Here is an 18,953-nt window from a genome sequence, read left to right as displayed (position 1 = left end):
AATTATGCATCCTTAAGGTAAATTCTTCGTAAGTCCATAATGTCATTCATGGACAAATTCATTATATTTTTCAAATAATTGTTGATACTGCCATATTCTACATTAATAATATGGACTGCATGATTTAGGTATTCGGGGTAAACTGATTGAATATCATTAATTGCCTGCAATACAGGCTGACTGGATCCATTGGCAGCCGCTTTTTTTAACATATTATCAATGAAGTCTTTAGTAGTAATATTAGTCAACAAATAATCATATTTAATTGTTGATAAAGGTACTCCTAAAGCTGATAAAAGCAAGAAAGCTCCAAAACCGGTTCGATCTTTACCAGCTGTGCAGTGAAATAATAAGACTTCTCCGTCTTGATCATTAGTTAATAAATATTCAAAAAAGCGTTGATAAGCTTTTTGAGCGGTTTTACCATTAATCATGTCTTCGTAAGCAAAAAGCATATGCTTAAAGCCAAATGTAGGGTCTTTTTCAGCTGAAGTTTCTAAAGTAAAAATGCCTTTAGATGCATTGGTTAAATCTTCGCCGAAGACCGGATTAAATTCATAGTGGGCACCTTCAGGAACAATATCAGGATGTTCGTTCTTTTCCTTTTCTGTTCGAAAATCGATGTCATATTTAACACCATAATCTTGTAACAAAGTGACATCTTGAGGAGTCAAATTTGCTAAATTACCGGTGCGCAACAATTTATTATACTTTATCTTTTGTCCAGTAACTGTCTCATAGCCACCTAATTCACGGAAATTGCGGCCAGAAGTTACCCCAATTAATTTCGTATCGTAATTTTCGCTCATACGTAGATTCCTTTTCTTTAATTTGTCCTCCAGTTAAATTAATTAAAATGTTATAATATTCAATTAATTTAGCGGTATCATTGTAGCACTGAATTAACTGATTGTAATAATATAATTAAAAATCATTATTTGTAAAGCTTTAATTTAGTATAACTGATTCGATATTATGTTAAAATGAGATATAAATAATACGCTAATTACACTTGGAGATGGATTCAAATGGTAGAAGATTATAACAATATTTTAGTTCCAGTTGATGGATCAGAAACTGCAGAACGTGCATTTGATAAAGCTGTAAAAATTGCAATTGATAACAATGCACATATTGATTTGTTAAATGTTATTGATACTCGCCAATTTATGGGTGAAATGCAAGATACATTAATTTCTGGTGATACTATTTACCAAATGACTCAAGATTCAGAGAATTATCTTAAGAGTTTACAAAAATGGGCTAAGGAAGAACTTAACTTTACCGATATTTCTTCCCACATTCGTTATGGTTCACCTAAGAGAATTATTGCTGTGGACTTTATCAAGGATCACCAAAATGATTTAACTATTATGGGTGCAACTGGTATGAATGCAGTTGAAAGAATGTTAATGGGTAGTGTTACCGCATATGTTAACCAACACTCATTATCTGATGTTTTAATTGTAAAAACTGATATGAATAATAAAAAAATTCCAAAGAAAAAGAAGCGTAGAAGATTCTAATTTTTGGAAAATAAGGACTATCTTAATTAAATGGATAGTCCTTTTATTTTTAATTGGACTGCTCCAATCAGAAAAATTTAAATTTTTTTAAAAAAAGCATATCCAAAAATAAATATTTTTGTTATCATACTTACAAATAAATACAGAAAATATTTAAGGAGGATTAAAAATGTTGCAGCCAAACCAACGTATTGTTTCTAAAAAAGTTTCAATTTGTGATTTGGCTATATTAGTTGCTAATGCAACGGTATTTCCTATTTCTGTGTTTTCCAAATTAATGATAATAAGTAAGGCTTAATTGCTAGTGTAGTTTGCACTTGTGATTAAGCCTTTTTTTCTACCATTGTTTTGGGCTATAAATAATTTTTGTTTTTTGAACCATTAGGAGGATAAGATGAAAAAGTTCAAAAAAGTGCTACTTGGTATTTTGGCAGTGTTATTAGCAATAGTTGCTACTGCATGTTCGAATAGTAAGAAATCTAATAGTGCAAATTCTAAGAATTATACACCTAAGTCATTAACTATTCAGTTTGTACCTAGCCAAGCTGCAAATAAGCTTGAGGCTCGGGCTAAACCTTTAGAAAAGATGCTTTCTAAACGTTTAGGTATCCCAGTTAAAGTTACAATGTCAACTGACTACAATACAGTTGTAGAAGCTATGAAATCTAAAAAAGTTGATGTTGGTTTCCTTCCACCTGATGGTTATGTTTTAGCTCATAAAGAAGGAGCTGCTGATCTTTTACTTCAAGCTCAACGCTATGGTGTTAAGCAGCCGAATGGTCAAGCTACTACGAAGCTAGTTAATTCTTATCGAGCTGAAATTTTAGTTAAAAAAGGTTCTAAGATTAAGAGTTGGAAAGATCTGAAAGGGAAGAGTATTTCAGTTCAAAATCCAACTTCCTCAGCAGGGTATGTTTTCCCAATTGCTGAATTAGCTCAAAAGGGGTTAGATGTACCGAAGGATTGCAAGTTAGTAACGGTGACTGGACATGATCAAGCTGTTTTAAATGTTTTAAATGGTGATACTGATGCGGCTTTCGTTTTTGAAGATGCTCGAAACTCTGTTAAAGCTGATCAACCAAATATCATGAAAGAAGTTGTTCCAATCTACTTTACTAAACCAATTCCTAACGACACTATTTCTGTAATTCCTAATATGTCTAAATCATTCCAAAAGAAACTTGCAAAAGCATTTATTGCCATTAGTAAGTCTAAGGAGGGTAAAAAGTTAATCGAATCTATCTATAGTCATGAAGGTTACACTTATGCTAAAGATAGCGACTTCAATATTGTACGTAAATACGACAAGATCGTCGAAAATGTTGGTACTTCAAAGAAGTAAGATTTAACTTTTGAATTTAAAAAAGATAATTGTCGATAGTGATAATTATCTTTTTTACAATAAAGATAATGAGAGTAAGGAGCCTTGATTAATGGCAGAGCAGCCGATGATTCAATTAAAAGACGTTACTAAAGTTTATGACAATGGTACTGTCGGATTAAAAAATATTAATTTAGATGTTAAAAAAGGAGAATTTGTAGTAATAGTTGGTTTATCCGGGGCTGGTAAGTCAACATTGCTGCGCTCTATCAATCGTTTACAGGATATTTCTAACGGTGACATTTTAATCGATGGTAAATCTATTACTCAGGCTAAGGGTAAAGATTTACGGATGATTCGTCGAGATATCGGAATGATTTTCCAAAGCTTTAATTTGGTTAAGCGTTCAAGCGTTTTACGCAACGTTTTAACGGGACGGGTTTCTTACTATCCCACTTGGAAAACTACTTTTAATTTATTTAGTAAAGCAGATAAGCAAAAAGCCTATGAAGCCTTACAAAGAGTAGATTTAGCAGATAAGGTTTATACTCGTGCAGACCAACTTTCTGGTGGTCAACAACAACGTGTTGCTATTGCCAGAGTGTTGACTCAAGATCCTAAAATTATTTTAGCTGATGAACCGACTGCCTCTCTTGATCCTCAAACTTCTAAGCGTGTAATGCATGACTTGAAGATGCTCAATGAAGAATATGAGATGACTGTTGTAGCCAACCTGCACAGTATTGAATTAGCTAAAGAATTTGGTGATCGGGTAATTGGTGTACGCGCAGGTGAAATTGTTTATGATGGCAAGATGAGTGAAACTTCAGATACTGTCTTCAAAGACATCTACAACGGTGGCAATGGCAAGGAGGGTAATGATGAGTAGTAATACTGATCAAAATTTAATCCAATTGCCTAAGAAAAAATTCAAAATAATGAATTTGGTATGGTGGATTGTTTTAATTGCCGGTTTCTTTTTATCCGTTAATACCACTAATGCTCACATCAGTGTCTTACTTGATCCTGCAAACTTTAGTCAATTTGCTGATATTTTTGTTCAAATGTGTCACCCAGACTGGAGTTATGCCGCAACTGCTGTTCCACTTTTGATTGAAACTATTAAGATGGCTGTTTTAGGTACAGTAATTGGTTCAGCTGTAGCGTTTGTATATTCATTATTAATTGCTAGAAATATCGTTAAAAATAAAGTAGTTACTGGTGTTCTTCGTTTTATTATGAATATCGTTAGAACTATTCCGGATTTACTTTTGGGTGCGATTTTCGTAGCAGTAGTAGGTATTGGGCCAGTTGCCGGTGTATTAGCCTTGTCAGTGTTCACTTTTGGTGTGGTTGTTAAGTTGTTCTATGAAGCAATCGAAACTATTGATCCAGGTCCGATTGAAGCTTTAACTGCTGTCGGTGCAAGTAAATTACAAATTATTCACTTTGCCGTAATGCCACAAATTATTACTTACTTTATTTCTTATGTTTTATATGCATTTGAAATTAACGTTAGAGCATCAACAGTTCTTGGTTATATTGGGGCTGGTGGTATTGGCCTTTACTTACAACAAACTTTGCAAGTTTTCTCTTATGACAAGACTGGGATGATCATTATTGTCATTATTATCGTAGTTGTACTAATTGACTACATATCATCTAAATCACGGGAGGCATTGATGAAATAATGGATAATACAATGAAGAAATTACCGCCAAAACCGGTAAATCGTAAACAGCGTACTATTCACTGGTTGATAGCAATTGCTTCAGTTGTGATTGTGGTTTGGTCATGTACAGGGATGGATTTTTCTGGTATAAAAGCATCTGCTGGTCAGATTGCTGGTTCAATTATTTCAGGTATTTTTCATCCAGATTGGTCATATGTTTGGAATGGTACTGGTGAAGATTTAATTTCTCAATTATGGGAAACATTGTGTATTGCTTTTTTGGGTACATTTATTTCCGCAGTTATTTCTTTACCTTTTGCCTTCTGGGCAGCCAATACTAAGCATAAAAAATGGTATGCGTCTCGAAGTGGAAAGTTAGTTTTAGCAGTAATTCGATCTTTCCCTGAAATTGTTTTGGCATTAATGTTTATCAAGGCTGTTGGACCAGGTTCTGCGGCTGGTGTATTTGCCTTAGGGTTTCATTCAGTGGGGATGCTAGCAAAGTTATTCTCCGAAGCAATTGAAAATTTAGAAACTGGTGCTAATGAGGCAGTAGCCGCTTCAGGGGGTTCTAAGTGGAACATTATCATGTTCTCTACAATGCCAAACTTGATGCCAGAGTTGATTTCTAATACTTTATATAGATTTGATGTATCAGTTCGTTCCGCATCTATTTTAGGTTTAGTAGGTGCCGGAGGAATTGGGTATCCTTTAATTATTGCTTTACAATATCGTCAATGGAACCGGGTGGGAATTATCTTATTAGGTATTGTAATCATGGTAATTTTGATTGACTCGATTTCTGGTTGGATTAGAAAGAAGTTAATCTAATCTGATGTAAAAAAGCGACTCATTTGAGTCGTTTTTTAGTTATCCTTAATTTAGTTCTATAACTGTTAATGGATTGCGTACTTTTACACCTTTTGATTGTAAATCTTGGAAGTTTATGTAATATTAGCGTTAAAATTTAATTAATAGCAATTTTTTGATTTGAAGAGGATAAAAATTATGATAGAAAAGAAAGTTAAATTAAGTCTATTATACGAACTTGAAAACTTGCACCATGTAGTTGTACAAGCAGCTGATGTGGGTAGTAAGTACGTATATGCCTTGCAGTTACTTCATAAACAAAATGATATTATTGTCTATCGCACTGAACCAGAAGGTAAGCATGCATTATTTGATGAAAATGCTCCAATTCTTTACTTGAATGGTCCAGCTTCGGGTGGAACGGCTGGTGGACATACCCAAACATGGGTCTACAGTGGTGAAAAAGACCGTTGGTTAGTTGGTACTAAGCCAAAGAAAAAGGGGAATAGTCTTTATTGGACTACGCAAATTGCCCGAGTAGATCTTGCTAATGGTAGTCAAACTATTAATAATAATACTGATTTGCCACGTCTTTCTTACTTGAACCGTGCTGGTAGTGGCTATAACAATGATGCAACTGTTTATCCAGGTAGTAATTTAGAAAGAGTTGAAGCTGCTGTTTCTCCGGATTACAGTAAGCTTTTAATTGCGACAATTAGTTATGACCATACAGGTTATTTTGCCTTATATGACATGAATGAAGTTAATCGAGCATTAGATGCTGCTGAAGCGGAGGCAGAGGATGTAAATATTCAAAATCTTCAATGCTTAGGTGCTTTTACTATTCCAGACTTTAATAGTAAGTTAATTCCTTCAATTCAGGGTTACGATATTGATGAAAATAATAATGTTTATATCTCTTGCCAGCCTGGCCCATCAACTAATATTTTAGGGATGCCTAAAGAAGGCAAGCCCCGTCAAATTGTTAAAATTCCTTGGGGTTCAACTGATCCTAATGAATGGGAAGTTGCTAATTTGAATCATTGTTTAGAAATCGATGCACTAGGTTATGCGACTGAGTTTGAAAGTATACATGTCAAAGATTCAAAAAATATTTATTTAACTATTGCCTATCATAGTAAAACAGATGGCCTAACAACTTTAATGAATCGAATTTATAAGATTAATGGTTTTAATGATTAATCTGAAAAAAGTTTGTCATTATCGACAAACTTTTTATTTTTAACTTGATTTTATGTAAATAACGACATACAATAGTTTATGTCGAAATTGACATAAATGAAAGAAGGAAATATAAATGGCAGAGTTAAATAAAATGGATAAAAAGTTCAAGACTTTAGATGACTTCATTGGAACTCACTTTGTATACACTTACGATAATGGTTGGGAATACGAATGGTACGCAAAGAATGACCACACTGTTGATTATCGTATTCACGGTGGTATGGTTGCTGGTCGCTGGGTAAAAGATCAAGAAGCTCATATTGATCTTTTGACTGATGGTATTTACAAGATTGCTTGGACTGAACCAACTGGTACTGACGTAGCACTTGATTTTGTACCAAATGAACACAAGTTGAATGGTACTATTTTCTTCCCAAAGTGGGTTCAAGATCATCCAGAAATTACTGTTTGTTACCAAAATGACCACATTGACTTGATGCATGAAAGTCGTGAAAAATACGATACTTATCCTAAGATGGTTGTACCTGAATTTGCTAAAATTACTTACATTGGTGATGCAGGGGTTGATAATGACGAAGTAATCGCAGAAGCTCCATATGAAGGCATGACTGATGATATTAGAAATGGTAACTACTACGATGAAAATTACCACATCATCAAGAAAGATGGTCATAAATATCTTGAAAAATAGTTCTTTCTTTTTGGTAGAATAAAACTATCAAAAGTAGAAAAGAAGATTTTATGCCTAAAAAACGCATTCTTCCTTATATTATTCTCGGAATTTTAAAACAAAATCCAGGTTTTACAGGGAAGTCAATCACGTATCAATTTACCAATGAAATCGGTGAATTTTGGAAAGCTGCTCACAGCCAAGTTTATCCAGAATTGAAGAAGATGCAACAAGATGACTGGATTACTAGTAAGCATGCAGAAAATAATGAAAAAGAAATTCATTATTATTTAACAGCTATTGGTGAGAAAAAGTTAGAGAATTGGATTAATCAACCTTTAACGGAGTTACCAGTTAATCAAGATTTGTTTTCTTTAAAAATGTTTTTTATTAATGATCCTCATGATTCACGTATCAAGGTAATGGTCAATGAGGAGTTGGCTTTATTAGAAAAACAATTTTTACATTTAAAACAACGTGAAAAAAATGTTTTTCCAAATAAAGAAAAACAAGATCAAAACTTTGGTCATTATTTGATTCTGAAACGAGCAATGGCTCGGCTAAAGGGTCAAATTGAGTGGCTAAGGTCTTTAAAATAGATTTTGAGCCAGTAAGTTTAAAAACTTGCTGGCTTTTTCTTGTGAAAAATAAGCTAAAAGTATTGCAATTTCTTTAACTTCCTATTAAATAGAGGGAGAAAAAAGGGCATAATGCACTATTTTTGTTATAATAGGCATTGTATTTCAAGGAGGAAAAAATGGATAATTTAACAACCATGAACTTGGCCGATGATTTAGCTTTATCTAAGGACAAAATCATAAGTGGTCAACAAGACCTTAATACTTCAAAAGTTTATGCAGAAATTGATAGTCTAGGTGTTTTAAATAAACCGATTCAAGAATATTTCTCAATGACTCAAGATGAATATTATAATAGCGAATCTGATGGGAAGTTAACTTTACTTCATTTGGATGAACCTTTAACATCATTAACTGACCGTATTTTAACTAATCACGTTGATGGTTACGTGGATAAAGATGAAATTAATTTTACATATAACCACGAAGATCCATTTGAAGATGGTATCTATAATCGCAGTGGTGATTATGATGTATTGCTTTATAGTTTGAAGGTTATTGGTGCTGTTAAGGCAATTGCCCCAGCTGAATTGAAGAAAATTTTATCAAAAGATGCGGTATTATCTTTAGGTTTAGCAGCTAACGCTTTGGCAAATAATTAATACCTGAGGCCGTTAAGGCCTTTTTTTATATAAAAGTAGAAGTGCGCAATTTTATGAACATTATCAAAAAAACTAACGGAATGATCGATAAGTTTTCTGGAGCAGTTAAAAAAATTACACGTCAAAAAGATGAGAAATCGTTTGATGCCTTGCAAAAATATATGACTGTGGGACAGTATCAAGTGGGTCCTGAACAAGAGACTCCTTATGGCAGAGAATATGAACTAATTGTCTATAAAGATGATGAGGGCACACTTCATCAAGCACTTCGATCAGTTGATGCGAGTGATTTGGCACCAGAATATGTACGTAAATATGACAAAAAATTAAATCGTTATCGCGCGTTTATTAATAAAAAAACTGGTCGTCGTTATATCGTAGAGCAATATTTGGATACAGTGATTGAACGAATTAATCGCCACACTCGTCCAGATACGGTTAATATTGGTGTTTTAACAGATACTCATTATAAAGATACTGACTCAACTGATTTTTATGGGCTCAATGGTTTGCGCCATGTAAAGGAATTCAATTATCTAGAAGAAAAAAATGTTCTTGATTTAAAGGCTCATTTAGGTGATTGGATTGATGGTTCCGATGCTGGCTTAATTAGTGAGCAAGAGCTATTTTCTCTGAGTAGAGCCTTTAAAACTGATAAGATTAATTTTGCGATTATCAAGGGTAATCATGATGACAATGATAAGTTCGATGAGCATCATAATTTAAAAGCAAGTTTTCCTGAAAATGAATTTGAAGATATAATGTGGCCTGCAATGTATGCTCAACGTGGGGCTAATTATATTTCTCGAACCCATGGAGTAGTTTACTTTGATAAAGGTGATGTGAGAGTGATCACTGTCAATACTTCTGATGTTCCTTATACTTTAAATGAAAAGGGACAAAAGAAATATGATTCTAAGATTGCTTTAGCAATTCGAGAAGATCAAATGCAGGAAATAATTGAAATTTTAGAGAATTCTAGTGATAAACAGATTATCTTTATGAGTCACGGTAGTCCAATTACACATCATGGTAACAATGCGTTGAAGTATAATGGTCGTTCACTCCATGAATTACTAGTTGCTTTTAATCAAAGAGAAAAAGGATACCTTAACTCTCATGATGTTCCAGCACAATTTATGTTAGCTAATGATTTTGATTTTACTAAAATTAAAAATGCTAAAATTATTGCTTATTTCTGCGGACATCGACACATTGAAGATCAGTTTAGAATTAATGGAATTCAATATATCCTATTTAATTGTTCAGCATTAATGGGACCTAATCATGCTCTAACTACGAGATATAATAAACGTTGGAATCGACGCTATGACATGCCGAGTGAATATGCAGGTTATGTCGTTAATGTTGATACCAAGCGACACTTAATGCAAATTTTTGGTTATGGTGCAACTTCTAAGCGTCGTATATATAGAATCTAGTCATTACTTGTTTTTATTAGAAAATAACATATAATTAAAATCTATTGATTTATTTTTGAGGTGAATAAAATTTATGTGCGGAATATGTGCTTTTTTTGATCCAGAATTAAAAGATAAGGATCATGCAATCCAAGGAATGATGGACGCTATTAAACACCGTGGTCCATCTTCTGAAGGTAAATATACTAATGATGAAGTAGCTCTTGGTTTTAGAAGATTGTCAATTATTGACTTACGCGGTGGGTCACAACCTATCTTTAACGAAGATAAAACTCGTGCAATTATTTTTAATGGTGAAATTTATAACTTTAAACCATTACGTGAAGAATTAATTGAAAAAGGCCACACTTTTACCACTAAGGCAGATACTGAAGTATTGCTCCATGGTTACGAAGAATGGGGTATGGATGGTATTTTGAAGCGTGTAAGAGGGATGTTTGCCTTTCTTATTTGGGATGATAATAAGAAGACACTTTACGGGGCACGTGATTTCTTTGGTATTAAGCCTATGTACTATTCAGACCACAATGGTAAGTTAATTGTAGGTTCTGAGTTAAAGAGTTTCTTAGAGTTCCCTGGTTTTGATAAAAAATTAAATAAAGAAGCTGTGAAGCCATACTTGATGAACCAATACAATGATTTAAAGGAAACTTTCTTTAAAGGTGTATATCGTTTTCCAGCAGGTCACTGGTTCGAATATAAAGATGGCAAAATGAAGACCCATAAGTACTGGGATGCAGAATATGTTCAAAATTCATTAAGTTTTGAAGATACTGTTAAGAAAATCAACGAGGACTTAAAGGAAACTGTTGATTTATATCGTAACGCTGATGTACCAGTTGGTGCGTTCTTGTCTGAAGGTGTTGACTCAAGTTTCTTAACTAGTTTGTTAGATCCAGAAGATGTATTCTCTATTTCATTTGATGATGCAACTTATGATGAAGCTTCCAAGGCTAAGGCTCTTTCCGATATTAATGGTTGGAAGTTCTTTAGTGATAAAGTTGATGCCGATGAAGCAATGCGTGACTTCCCAGAAATGCAATATCATATGGATGAACCTGATGCTAACCCATCAATTATTCCTTTATGGTACTTATGTAAATTAGCTAGAAAGCACGTTACTGTTGCTTTATCTGGTGAAGGGGCTGATGAATTATTTGCTGGTTATGTTAACTATGGTATGCATACCCACAATGATGTTATTAAGGTCTTTACTGCTGGACTTAAGAAATTACCTAAGAATAGTCGCGTTAAACTTGCGCATAGAATCAAAAAGATGCCTAACTTCCCAGGTAAGGTTCATATGTACACTAATTTAGCTGAACCTAGTGAATTCTATGTTGGTCAATCAGTCATCTATGATATGGATTACCCAACTATCTTTACTTCAAAAGATGCTAATGGCATTTTACAAAAAGAATATCAAAATGACTTAACTGTGAATGGTAACTACCAAGAAGACTTTAAGAAGGTAAAGAACCTTGATGAAGTTAAGCAAATGCAATACATCGATTTGCATCACTTTATGTTAAATGATATTGAACAAAAGGCTGATAAGATTTCAATGGCTCACTCACTTGAACTTCGGGTGCCATATCTTGATAAGAAGATTGCTGAACTAGCTAACTCAATTCCTACTAAGTATTTAGTTAACCGTCATGATACTAAGTATGCTTTAAGAAAAGCTTCTGAAAATGTTTTGCCAGAAGAATGGGCTAAGCGTCCTAAGTTAGGATTCCCAACTCCAATCAAGCAATGGTTAAAAGAACCACGTTTTTACAAGCAAGTTAGAGAGCTCTTTACTGAAGATTTTGTTAATGAAATTTTTGATCAAGAAAAGATTATCAAATTACTTGACGATAACTACAAGGGTGATGGTTCTGCTCGTCGACAAATTTGGGCTATTTACACATTCTTAGTTTGGTATAAACTTTTCTTTGTAGACTACGAAAATACTGTAAAGAACTATCAACATGTTCAACCAGAAGTAGCTAAGTTAATTGCTAGCGGTAAGCTAGTTTAAAATTAAGAAAAGGAAGTACTAATTTTGCAACCTAAATTTACGCCAATATTGCTCGGGAGTGACATTAATGTCTATGGTATGGCTCGTTCATTTAATGAAGCCTATGGAATCAAGGTACAAGCATGGGCAGCTAGTCATTTAGCAGCCACACGTTACTCAAAGATTGTTGATGTAGAAGTGCATGAGGGCTTTGCTGAAGATCCCGGCTTTATGAATGTTATGAAGCAAAAAATTGAAGAATACAAGAATCATGAAGAACCAGTTATCTTGATTGCTTGTGGTGATGGTTATGCTGAGTTACTTGCCAAGCATAAAGATGAATTAAAGGATACTTTTGTTGTTCCATATATTCAATATGATATGCTTGAAAAGCTGATTTCTAAGGAAGGTTTCTACGAAATCGCTGAAAAGTATGGTTTGCCATATCCTAAAACTAAAATTATTACTATGGATGATTATAAGGCAGATAACTATTTGAATATTCCATTTGATTTTCCAGTTGAATTAAAACCAGAAGATCCTGTTTCTTGGCTTGATGTTCAATTTGAAGGTCGAAAAAAAGCTTTTACCATTCATGATGAAGCTGAACTTGTTGATATTGTTGGTAAGATTTACACTAATGGTTATAAAGAAGACTTAATTTTACAAGACTTTATTCCTGGTGATGATTCTAATATGCGAGTACTTAATGCTTACGTTGATAAGAATCATAAGGTTAAAATGATGTGTTTAGGTCATCCATTACTTGAAGATCCAACTCCTCAATCAATTGGTAACTATATGGCAATCCTACCAGCATATAGTCAAAAACTTTATAATACGGTGCAATCATTCCTTGAAAAAATTAACTACGTGGGGATGGCTAACTTTGATATCAAGTATGATCAACGTGATGGAGAGTATAAGTTCTTCGAAATTAACTTGCGTCAAGGTCGTTCAAGTTTCTATGTAACTTTAAATGGTTACAATTTGGCTAAATGGTATGTTGAAGACTACGTAAATGATAGCTTAAAGGATAAGGAAGTTGTTTATGGTAACAAGAATGGTTCTGATTACATCTTGTGGTTGGGCGTTCCTGTAAAAGTCTTTAAGGAATATGCATTTGATAATCCTTCTAAGAGATTAGCTGAAAAATTAATCAAGGAAGGTCATTACGGTACTACTGTATTTTACGATAAAGATAGAGGACTTAAGCGTTGGTTATTAATGCACTATATGTTCCATAATTATAAAGCGCGTTATAAGAAGTATTACCAAGTAAATAAGGGGCAGTACTTTGAACAAGAAGTTGCTAAAATTGAAAAACAAGCAGTTGCTGATGGTGAACAAGAAAACCATGAAAATCAAATTTAGCTATTAATTAAGGCTCACTAGAGAAATCTGGTGAGCCTTTTTGTATGAAGAAAAAGAACCTCTACGCTATTCGTGCAAAAGTATGTTTTTCTTGTTAGACTTAGAATTAATTACTAGAAAAATTTATTTGAGGTGAAAAGATGAAAACGCAACATGGGGAACAACCAAATGATGAGATCAAGTTACATTGGCTCTTGTTAGGAGAGTTGTTAACCTGGATTGGATCAAGCTTTATATGGCCACTTACATCAGTATATTTAAATAAGCAACTTCATGTTTCATTGGCAATGATTGGGATAGTCTTGCTATTTAATTGCTTAGCTAATATGCTAGGGTCATTTGTGGCAGGTTGGTGTTATGACAAATTTAATCCATATTATTTAATTACGGCTGGAGCTGGGCTAGATGCACTGGTTTTATTTGGTATGGCAGCGAACCATACTTGGCCAATTTACTGGCTATGGATGACTTTAACTGGCTTCCTCGGCGGATGGAATGGTGCTTTGATTAACTCGATTGCCACTAGTTTAAAGTCAAAACAAGGTCGCTATGTTTTCAATATGATTTACTTTGCTCAAAATTTGGGTGTAGTAATTGGAACATTGGTGGTTGGTTACTTGTATGATTACTCAGTTGCAATGCTATTTGTAATAGCGGGGATTTTATTTGTAATTGTTTGTGTAAATGCGATTTTTAATTATCGTCCGATTATTCAATTTCATAAGGAACGTCTACAAGAAAAAAATGCGGGTAAAGCTACTAAGTTTGAGCCGATGCCAGCAGCTAATATGAAATTGTCGATAGGTTTCTTTATTACTCTTGCTGTAATTTGGTTGATGTATATGAACTGGGAATCAAATTTATCGGTTTACATGGTATCTTTGGGTATTCCATTTCATTTGTATAGTTTACTTTGGACTATTAATGCTGGAATTATTGTAATTGTACAAGCAATATTAGGAAAATTTCCTAATTTATTTAAAACTCTTTTTCATCAAGTTATCTTTGGAGTAACAATGTTTGCAATATCATTTATTACGTTGATTTTTGCTAAAGATTATCCACACTTTGTTTTCTCCATGGTGACTTTAACCCTTGGTGAGGCAACAGCAATGCCAGCAATGCCAGCTTATGTTAATGATTTGTCACCAGATTCTAGTAAAGGTAAGTATCAAGGGATGACCTTATCGACTTCTGCGATTGGACGTGCTTTTGGTCCATTATTTGGTGGGTTGGTAATTGATAAATTTGGCTATATTAATTTCTTTATTGTGGCTGCTATAGGAATATTTTTAATGATTGTGATGCTTGTACCACTTCATGCAAGATTAAAAAAGCAATTAAAGATATTTAGGTAAGACTAAAAGTTGGGTTATGATACTTTTTCTTAAAATTAGACTAATAAATTTAAGAATGGTATCATTTACACAAAAGATATTAATATTTACTTCACAAGGAGGAATTAGGTTAATGAATCGAATTAATGTACGCGGGGGTGCGGGTAATATACTTACACCTGATGTTAATGCACGTCCCCAAGATAATTTATACTTAGCAGTGAACTCTGACTGGTTAGAAAAGACAGAAATTCCCTCAGATCGCTCACGTATTGCAAGTTTTGATAGTATTGCACTTAATATTGAAAAAGAACTAATGCAAGATTTTGCAGATTTTGCTGATGGAAAAAAAGAATTACCAAATGTTCCTAACTTTAAGAAGGCTGTTGATCTTTACAAGGTTGCTAAAAATTTTGATAAAAGAAATGCCGAAGGTGCAGAACCAATCAAGGCTGACTTAGCTAAGATTACTAACTTAAAGGATTTCTCAGATTTTTCTAGTAAGGCTGGAGATTTTTACAAGGAAGGCTTCAGCTTACCATTTGTTATTGACGTTGATGCTGATATGAAGAATACTAAGGTCAACGTTGCGTACTTTGGTGGTCCAAGTGTATTCTTGCCAGATACTACTACTTATGAAACTCCGGCTGCAGCTGACTTGCTTTCTGTTTTAGAAAAGCAATCAGTAAATCTTTTACAAATGGCAGGTATTAGTGAGAAAGAAGCAAAGCATTATGTTGAAGGTGCTTTGAGTTTTGATAAGAAGTTAACTAAGGTTGTTAAATCAGCAGAAGAATGGGCCGATTATCCAAGTACTTATAATCCATATAAGATTACTGATTTTGAGTCTCACTTTAAGAGTTTTGATGTTGATAAATTCTTACTTGCTCTATTTGGTGAAAAACCAGATCGAATTATTGTTACTGAACCACGTTTCTTAGAACATGCAGAAGAATTACTTAACCAAGACAACTTTGATGATGTTAAAGGTTGGATGATGGTGAAGTTTATTAACGGTGTTGCTGCTTACCTTTCACAAGATTTCCGTGAAGCTGCTTTTCCGTTTAATCAAGCTCTTTCTGGCCAACCTGAATTATCAAGTGGTATTAAGCAAGCTTATCGTTTAGCTGATGGCCTAATGAGTGAAGTTGTGGGTGCTTACTACGGACAAACTTACTTTGGTGAAAAGGCGAAGGCTGACGTTGAAGACATGATTCACAAGATGATCGATGTTTATGAGCAGCGCATTAAGGATAATGAGTGGTTATCTGAAGATACTAAGAAGAAAGCTATTGTTAAGCTTCGTGCTTTAATTTTGAAGATTGGTTATCCAGATAAGATTGAAGAAATTTACGATAGAATTGAAGTAGATCCTTCTGAAAGTCTTTATGAAATTGAAAGTAAGGCTGCCATTGAAAGCGTGAAATATCAGCTTGAAAAACTAACTAAACCAGTTGATCGGACTGTCTGGTTAATGCCTGCTAACTTAGTTAACGCTTGCTACGATCCACAAAGAAACGACATCACTTTCCCAGCTGCAATTTTACAAAAACCATTCTATGATGTTGATCAAGACCGTGCAGAAAATTACGGTGGTATTGGTACTGTTATCGCTCATGAGATTTCTCATGCTTTTGATAATAACGGTGCATTGTTCGATGAATTTGGTAATATGACCAACTGGTGGACTGATGAAGATTTTGCTGAATTTAAGAAGCGTACCCAAGCTGAAATTGACTTGTTCAATGGTATTGAATATGGCCCTGTAACTTTAAATGGTAAACAAATTGTTTCTGAAAATATTGCTGATCAAGGTGGTTTAACTGCTGCTGTTGAAGCTAATAAGGGTGAAGGTGGCGACATGAAGAAGTTGTTTGAAAACTTCGCTCGCATTTGGGCTAATAAGCAATTACCTGCTTCGATCAAGACCCAAGTTGCAACTGATGTTCACGCTCCTGGTCCAGAAAGAGCTAACGTTCAATCTCAATGCCAAGAAGAATTCTACAAGGCATTTGATGTAAAGCCTGGAGATGGTATGTGGCTTGATCCAGAAAAACGAGTTGTAATTTGGTAATAATAAAAAATGCATCCCTCATAATTACGGGATGCATTTTTTTATTCTAAGTTTTCTGCTTCAAGTTTACGCTTTAATTCTTCATAATTCTTTGGCGCAATTCGCTTAATATGTGATGGTTTTTGGTTACCTAAAATTAAAGGAACACGTTCAATCACAGTATCAGCGTAGTCAAGTCCAAACCAGGAAGCAGGATTTGAAGAAAGATTTTGAAGCCATACACGAGCTTCAACTAAGAATTTTTCATAACCTTTAAGTTCCGTTTGTGGACTAATAACGTCATTAACGATTACGAATGAGAAATCGCCTACGTCTCGTCCTGGAGTAGTGGTATATTCCTGAGGTTGTGCTTCAATTGTTCCATCTGCAATTAAATCGTGAACAATTTGTCGTAAGTAAACATTAACTTTTTGCTGGCGTTTAAATCCTAAGAATAACTGGACATTGATGACGTTCTTAGTTCCGTAAGTGTTAACGGCATATTCTGCAGTGAATGGCTCGTTAGTAACATTAACCGTAACGAACCAATAAGCACGGGCACGCTTAGGACGTTTATCTAAAATTGAGTAAAGAATTTCACGTTTGATGAACTTATTGTACTTAACCTTAGCCATATAAACTACATTAGTAGCATATGTAGGATAGTCTTCGTCATGGCTTAACATTGTAAGCATATCAGTATATTCATCTAACCGTACGTAAGCATTCCGTGATTCATGCTTATCACGAATCTTATTACCGTAGAACCAGATGTACATGATAATGCCAATAAAGCCAGCGATAAGGACAGACACATAACCACCGTGGGTAAACTTAGTCAAACTTGAAAGCATGAAGAAGATATCCAAGGCGCCGAAGAAAATTAAGAAAATCCAATTCCAAATTGGATAAACTTTCTTTAATACAAGCCATTCATATAAAAGAATAGTTGTCATTAACATTGAAATTGTAATAGACAGACCATAGGCTGCTTCCATGTGTTCTGAAGTTTGGAACAAGAGAACAATAGCAATTGTAGCAGCAGCAATCATTTTATTGACAGCAGGGATATAAATTTGTCCTTTTTTAGTGGATGGATAGATAATGTTCATTCTTGGTAAGAACTTTAATCCACTAGCTTCGGCAACTAAAGTAAATGAACCAGTAATTAAGGCTTGGGAAGCAATAACTGCTGCAATAGTTGCTAGCACAATAGCAGCTAAACGCCATTGTTGAGGAACAATTTCAAAGAATGGGTTAAAATCACCACCATGAGCTTGATAATGAGGATTATTTAAGATCCATACCCCCTGACCCATATAGTTAAAAGTCAAAGCTAAAAATACAAATGGCCAGGATCCAATAATATTACCTTTTCCAACATGACCAACATCGGAATACAACGCTTCAGCACCAGTAGTAGCCAAGAAGATTGAACCTAAAATTGCTAGTCCAGCCTTATTATAAGGACTAAAAAGAACCTTAATTGCATAATAAGGATTGAGGGCTTGGAGAATTGACCAGTCACTAGACATATTGACTAAGCCAATAATTCCTAAGAATGCGAACCAAACAAACATTATTGGTCCAAATGCTTTACCAATAATACTTGTACCCATTCTTTGGATTGAGAATAGCAAGAGCAAGATCACAATTGTAATAATAATAACTTCTGTCTGGGTAGAAACTGGAATATTACCCTTCCCAAATTCAATTCCCTTTAAACCTTCGATAGCTGTAGTAACAGTAACTGCAGGAGTTAAGGTACCATCAGCTAAAATCGCGGCCCCACCAATTAGGGCAGGGAGGACTAACCATTTCGCATGCTTACGTACTAAAGTGTATAAGGCAAAGATACCACCTTCACCGTGGTTAGTTGCTTTTAAAGCGATAATCACAGTTTGTAAGGTGGTTAGCAGGGTAACAGTCCAAAGTACCAAAGAAATAGAGCCGATGATAAAATCACGGCTTACATGACCAATCCCACCGTTTCCGGCAACGATTGACTTCATAACATACATTGGACTTGTACCAATATCGCCATATACGATACCGATAGCTATTAGTAAGCCAGCGGCTGACGCTTTGTTGCGTTTCTTTTCATCCATGAATTATTCTCCTCATAAATAAAATAGCTCGTTAGCTTTTTATGAAAAATAAAAGTAAAAAAGAATGCCATTAGACATTCTCAAATCATAACTTATTGTCGCTTTTTTAGAGCTGTGTTGCAACCCCTATGTTTGAAATAATTAGATAATTGCAGAATTTAGATATATTTATGGAAGTAAAAAAGAGATGCT

The 18,953-nt window shown here is 34.3% G+C and carries 17 protein-coding genes; 15 read left to right on the top strand and 2 right to left on the bottom strand.

What is annotated here, in order from left to right; all coding sequences use genetic code 11:
* Positions 1–2: 2 nt before the first annotated feature.
* Positions 3–809 (bottom strand): tyrosine-protein phosphatase, encoded by an 807-nt coding sequence (locus tag HDR40_RS08945; protein ID WP_290628329.1) that lies wholly within the window; start codon positions 807–809, stop codon positions 3–5.
* 219 nt (positions 810–1,028) lie between these two features.
* On the opposite strand from HDR40_RS08945, the gene HDR40_RS08940 reads away from it, so the two are divergent.
* From HDR40_RS08940 to HDR40_RS08870, 15 genes are all read left to right on the top strand, one after another.
* Positions 1,029–1,526 carry a universal stress protein gene (locus tag HDR40_RS08940; protein ID WP_290628327.1) on the top strand — a complete coding sequence of 166 codons (498 nt, stop codon included), beginning with the start codon at positions 1,029–1,031 and terminating at the stop codon, positions 1,524–1,526.
* Between the two features lie 169 nt (positions 1,527–1,695).
* Positions 1,696–1,824 carry a hypothetical protein gene (locus HDR40_RS08935; protein WP_290628325.1) on the top strand — a complete coding sequence of 43 codons (129 nt, stop codon included), beginning with the start codon at positions 1,696–1,698 and terminating at the stop codon, positions 1,822–1,824.
* Between the two features lie 96 nt (positions 1,825–1,920).
* Positions 1,921–2,868: a phosphate/phosphite/phosphonate ABC transporter substrate-binding protein gene (locus HDR40_RS08930; RefSeq protein ID WP_290628323.1), complete on the top strand. Its 948-nt coding sequence runs from the start codon at positions 1,921–1,923 to the stop codon at positions 2,866–2,868.
* Between the two features lie 91 nt (positions 2,869–2,959).
* A complete protein-coding gene (gene phnC, locus HDR40_RS08925) occupies positions 2,960–3,736 on the top strand; it encodes a phosphonate ABC transporter ATP-binding protein (RefSeq protein WP_290628322.1) in 777 nt (258 codons plus the stop codon).
* Entirely contained in the window at positions 3,729–4,538 is an 810-nt protein-coding gene (phnE, locus tag HDR40_RS08920) for a phosphonate ABC transporter, permease protein PhnE (RefSeq protein ID WP_290628320.1), read from the top strand. The genes phnC and phnE (HDR40_RS08920) overlap by 8 nt, the downstream gene beginning before the upstream one ends.
* On the top strand, positions 4,538–5,350 hold the full coding sequence (gene phnE / locus HDR40_RS08915) for a phosphonate ABC transporter, permease protein PhnE (RefSeq protein WP_290628318.1): 813 nt from the start codon (positions 4,538–4,540) through the stop codon (positions 5,348–5,350). Before phnE (HDR40_RS08920) ends, phnE (HDR40_RS08915) begins: the two co-directional genes overlap by 1 nt.
* Before the next feature lie 177 nt (positions 5,351–5,527).
* Complete coding sequence (locus tag HDR40_RS08910) at positions 5,528–6,532, top strand: class III bacteriocin (protein WP_290628316.1); 1,005 nt, start codon at positions 5,528–5,530, stop codon at positions 6,530–6,532.
* A gap of 133 nt (positions 6,533–6,665) precedes the next feature.
* A complete protein-coding gene (locus HDR40_RS08905; RefSeq protein WP_290628359.1) occupies positions 6,666–7,226 on the top strand; it encodes a phenolic acid decarboxylase in 561 nt (186 codons plus the stop codon).
* Positions 7,227–7,276: 50 nt separating this feature from the next.
* Positions 7,277–7,804, top strand: coding sequence for a PadR family transcriptional regulator (locus HDR40_RS08900; RefSeq protein WP_290628314.1), 528 nt, complete (start codon positions 7,277–7,279; stop codon positions 7,802–7,804).
* Between the two features lie 158 nt (positions 7,805–7,962).
* Positions 7,963–8,445: a hypothetical protein gene (locus HDR40_RS08895; protein ID WP_290628312.1), complete on the top strand. Its 483-nt coding sequence runs from the start codon at positions 7,963–7,965 to the stop codon at positions 8,443–8,445.
* 53 nt (positions 8,446–8,498) lie between these two features.
* Positions 8,499–9,887 carry a metallophosphoesterase gene (locus tag HDR40_RS08890; RefSeq protein WP_290628310.1) on the top strand — a complete coding sequence of 463 codons (1,389 nt, stop codon included), beginning with the start codon at positions 8,499–8,501 and terminating at the stop codon, positions 9,885–9,887.
* Between the two features lie 73 nt (positions 9,888–9,960).
* Positions 9,961–11,910 carry an asparagine synthase (glutamine-hydrolyzing) gene (gene asnB, locus HDR40_RS08885; RefSeq protein ID WP_290628308.1) on the top strand — a complete coding sequence of 650 codons (1,950 nt, stop codon included), beginning with the start codon at positions 9,961–9,963 and terminating at the stop codon, positions 11,908–11,910.
* A gap of 21 nt (positions 11,911–11,931) precedes the next feature.
* Positions 11,932–13,263 (top strand): carboxylate--amine ligase, encoded by a 1,332-nt coding sequence (locus HDR40_RS08880; protein ID WP_290628357.1) that lies wholly within the window; start codon positions 11,932–11,934, stop codon positions 13,261–13,263.
* A 140-nt stretch (positions 13,264–13,403) separates the two neighbouring features.
* On the top strand, positions 13,404–14,621 hold the full coding sequence (locus HDR40_RS08875) for an MFS transporter (protein ID WP_290628306.1): 1,218 nt from the start codon (positions 13,404–13,406) through the stop codon (positions 14,619–14,621).
* Between the two features lie 112 nt (positions 14,622–14,733).
* Positions 14,734–16,674 (top strand): M13-type metalloendopeptidase, encoded by a 1,941-nt coding sequence (locus tag HDR40_RS08870; protein ID WP_290628304.1) that lies wholly within the window; start codon positions 14,734–14,736, stop codon positions 16,672–16,674.
* Between the two features lie 41 nt (positions 16,675–16,715).
* Here the strand turns inward: HDR40_RS08870 and HDR40_RS08865 are convergent, their stop codons facing one another.
* Positions 16,716–18,761, bottom strand: a complete 2,046-nt coding sequence (locus tag HDR40_RS08865; protein WP_290628302.1) for a KUP/HAK/KT family potassium transporter — start codon at positions 18,759–18,761, stop codon at positions 16,716–16,718.
* Positions 18,762–18,953: the final 192 nt, after the last annotated feature.

The organism is Lactobacillus sp. (genome assembly GCF_014803895.1).
The sequence above is the reverse complement of the archived record's forward strand: the minus strand, read 5'-3'. Positions and strand labels throughout refer to the sequence as shown.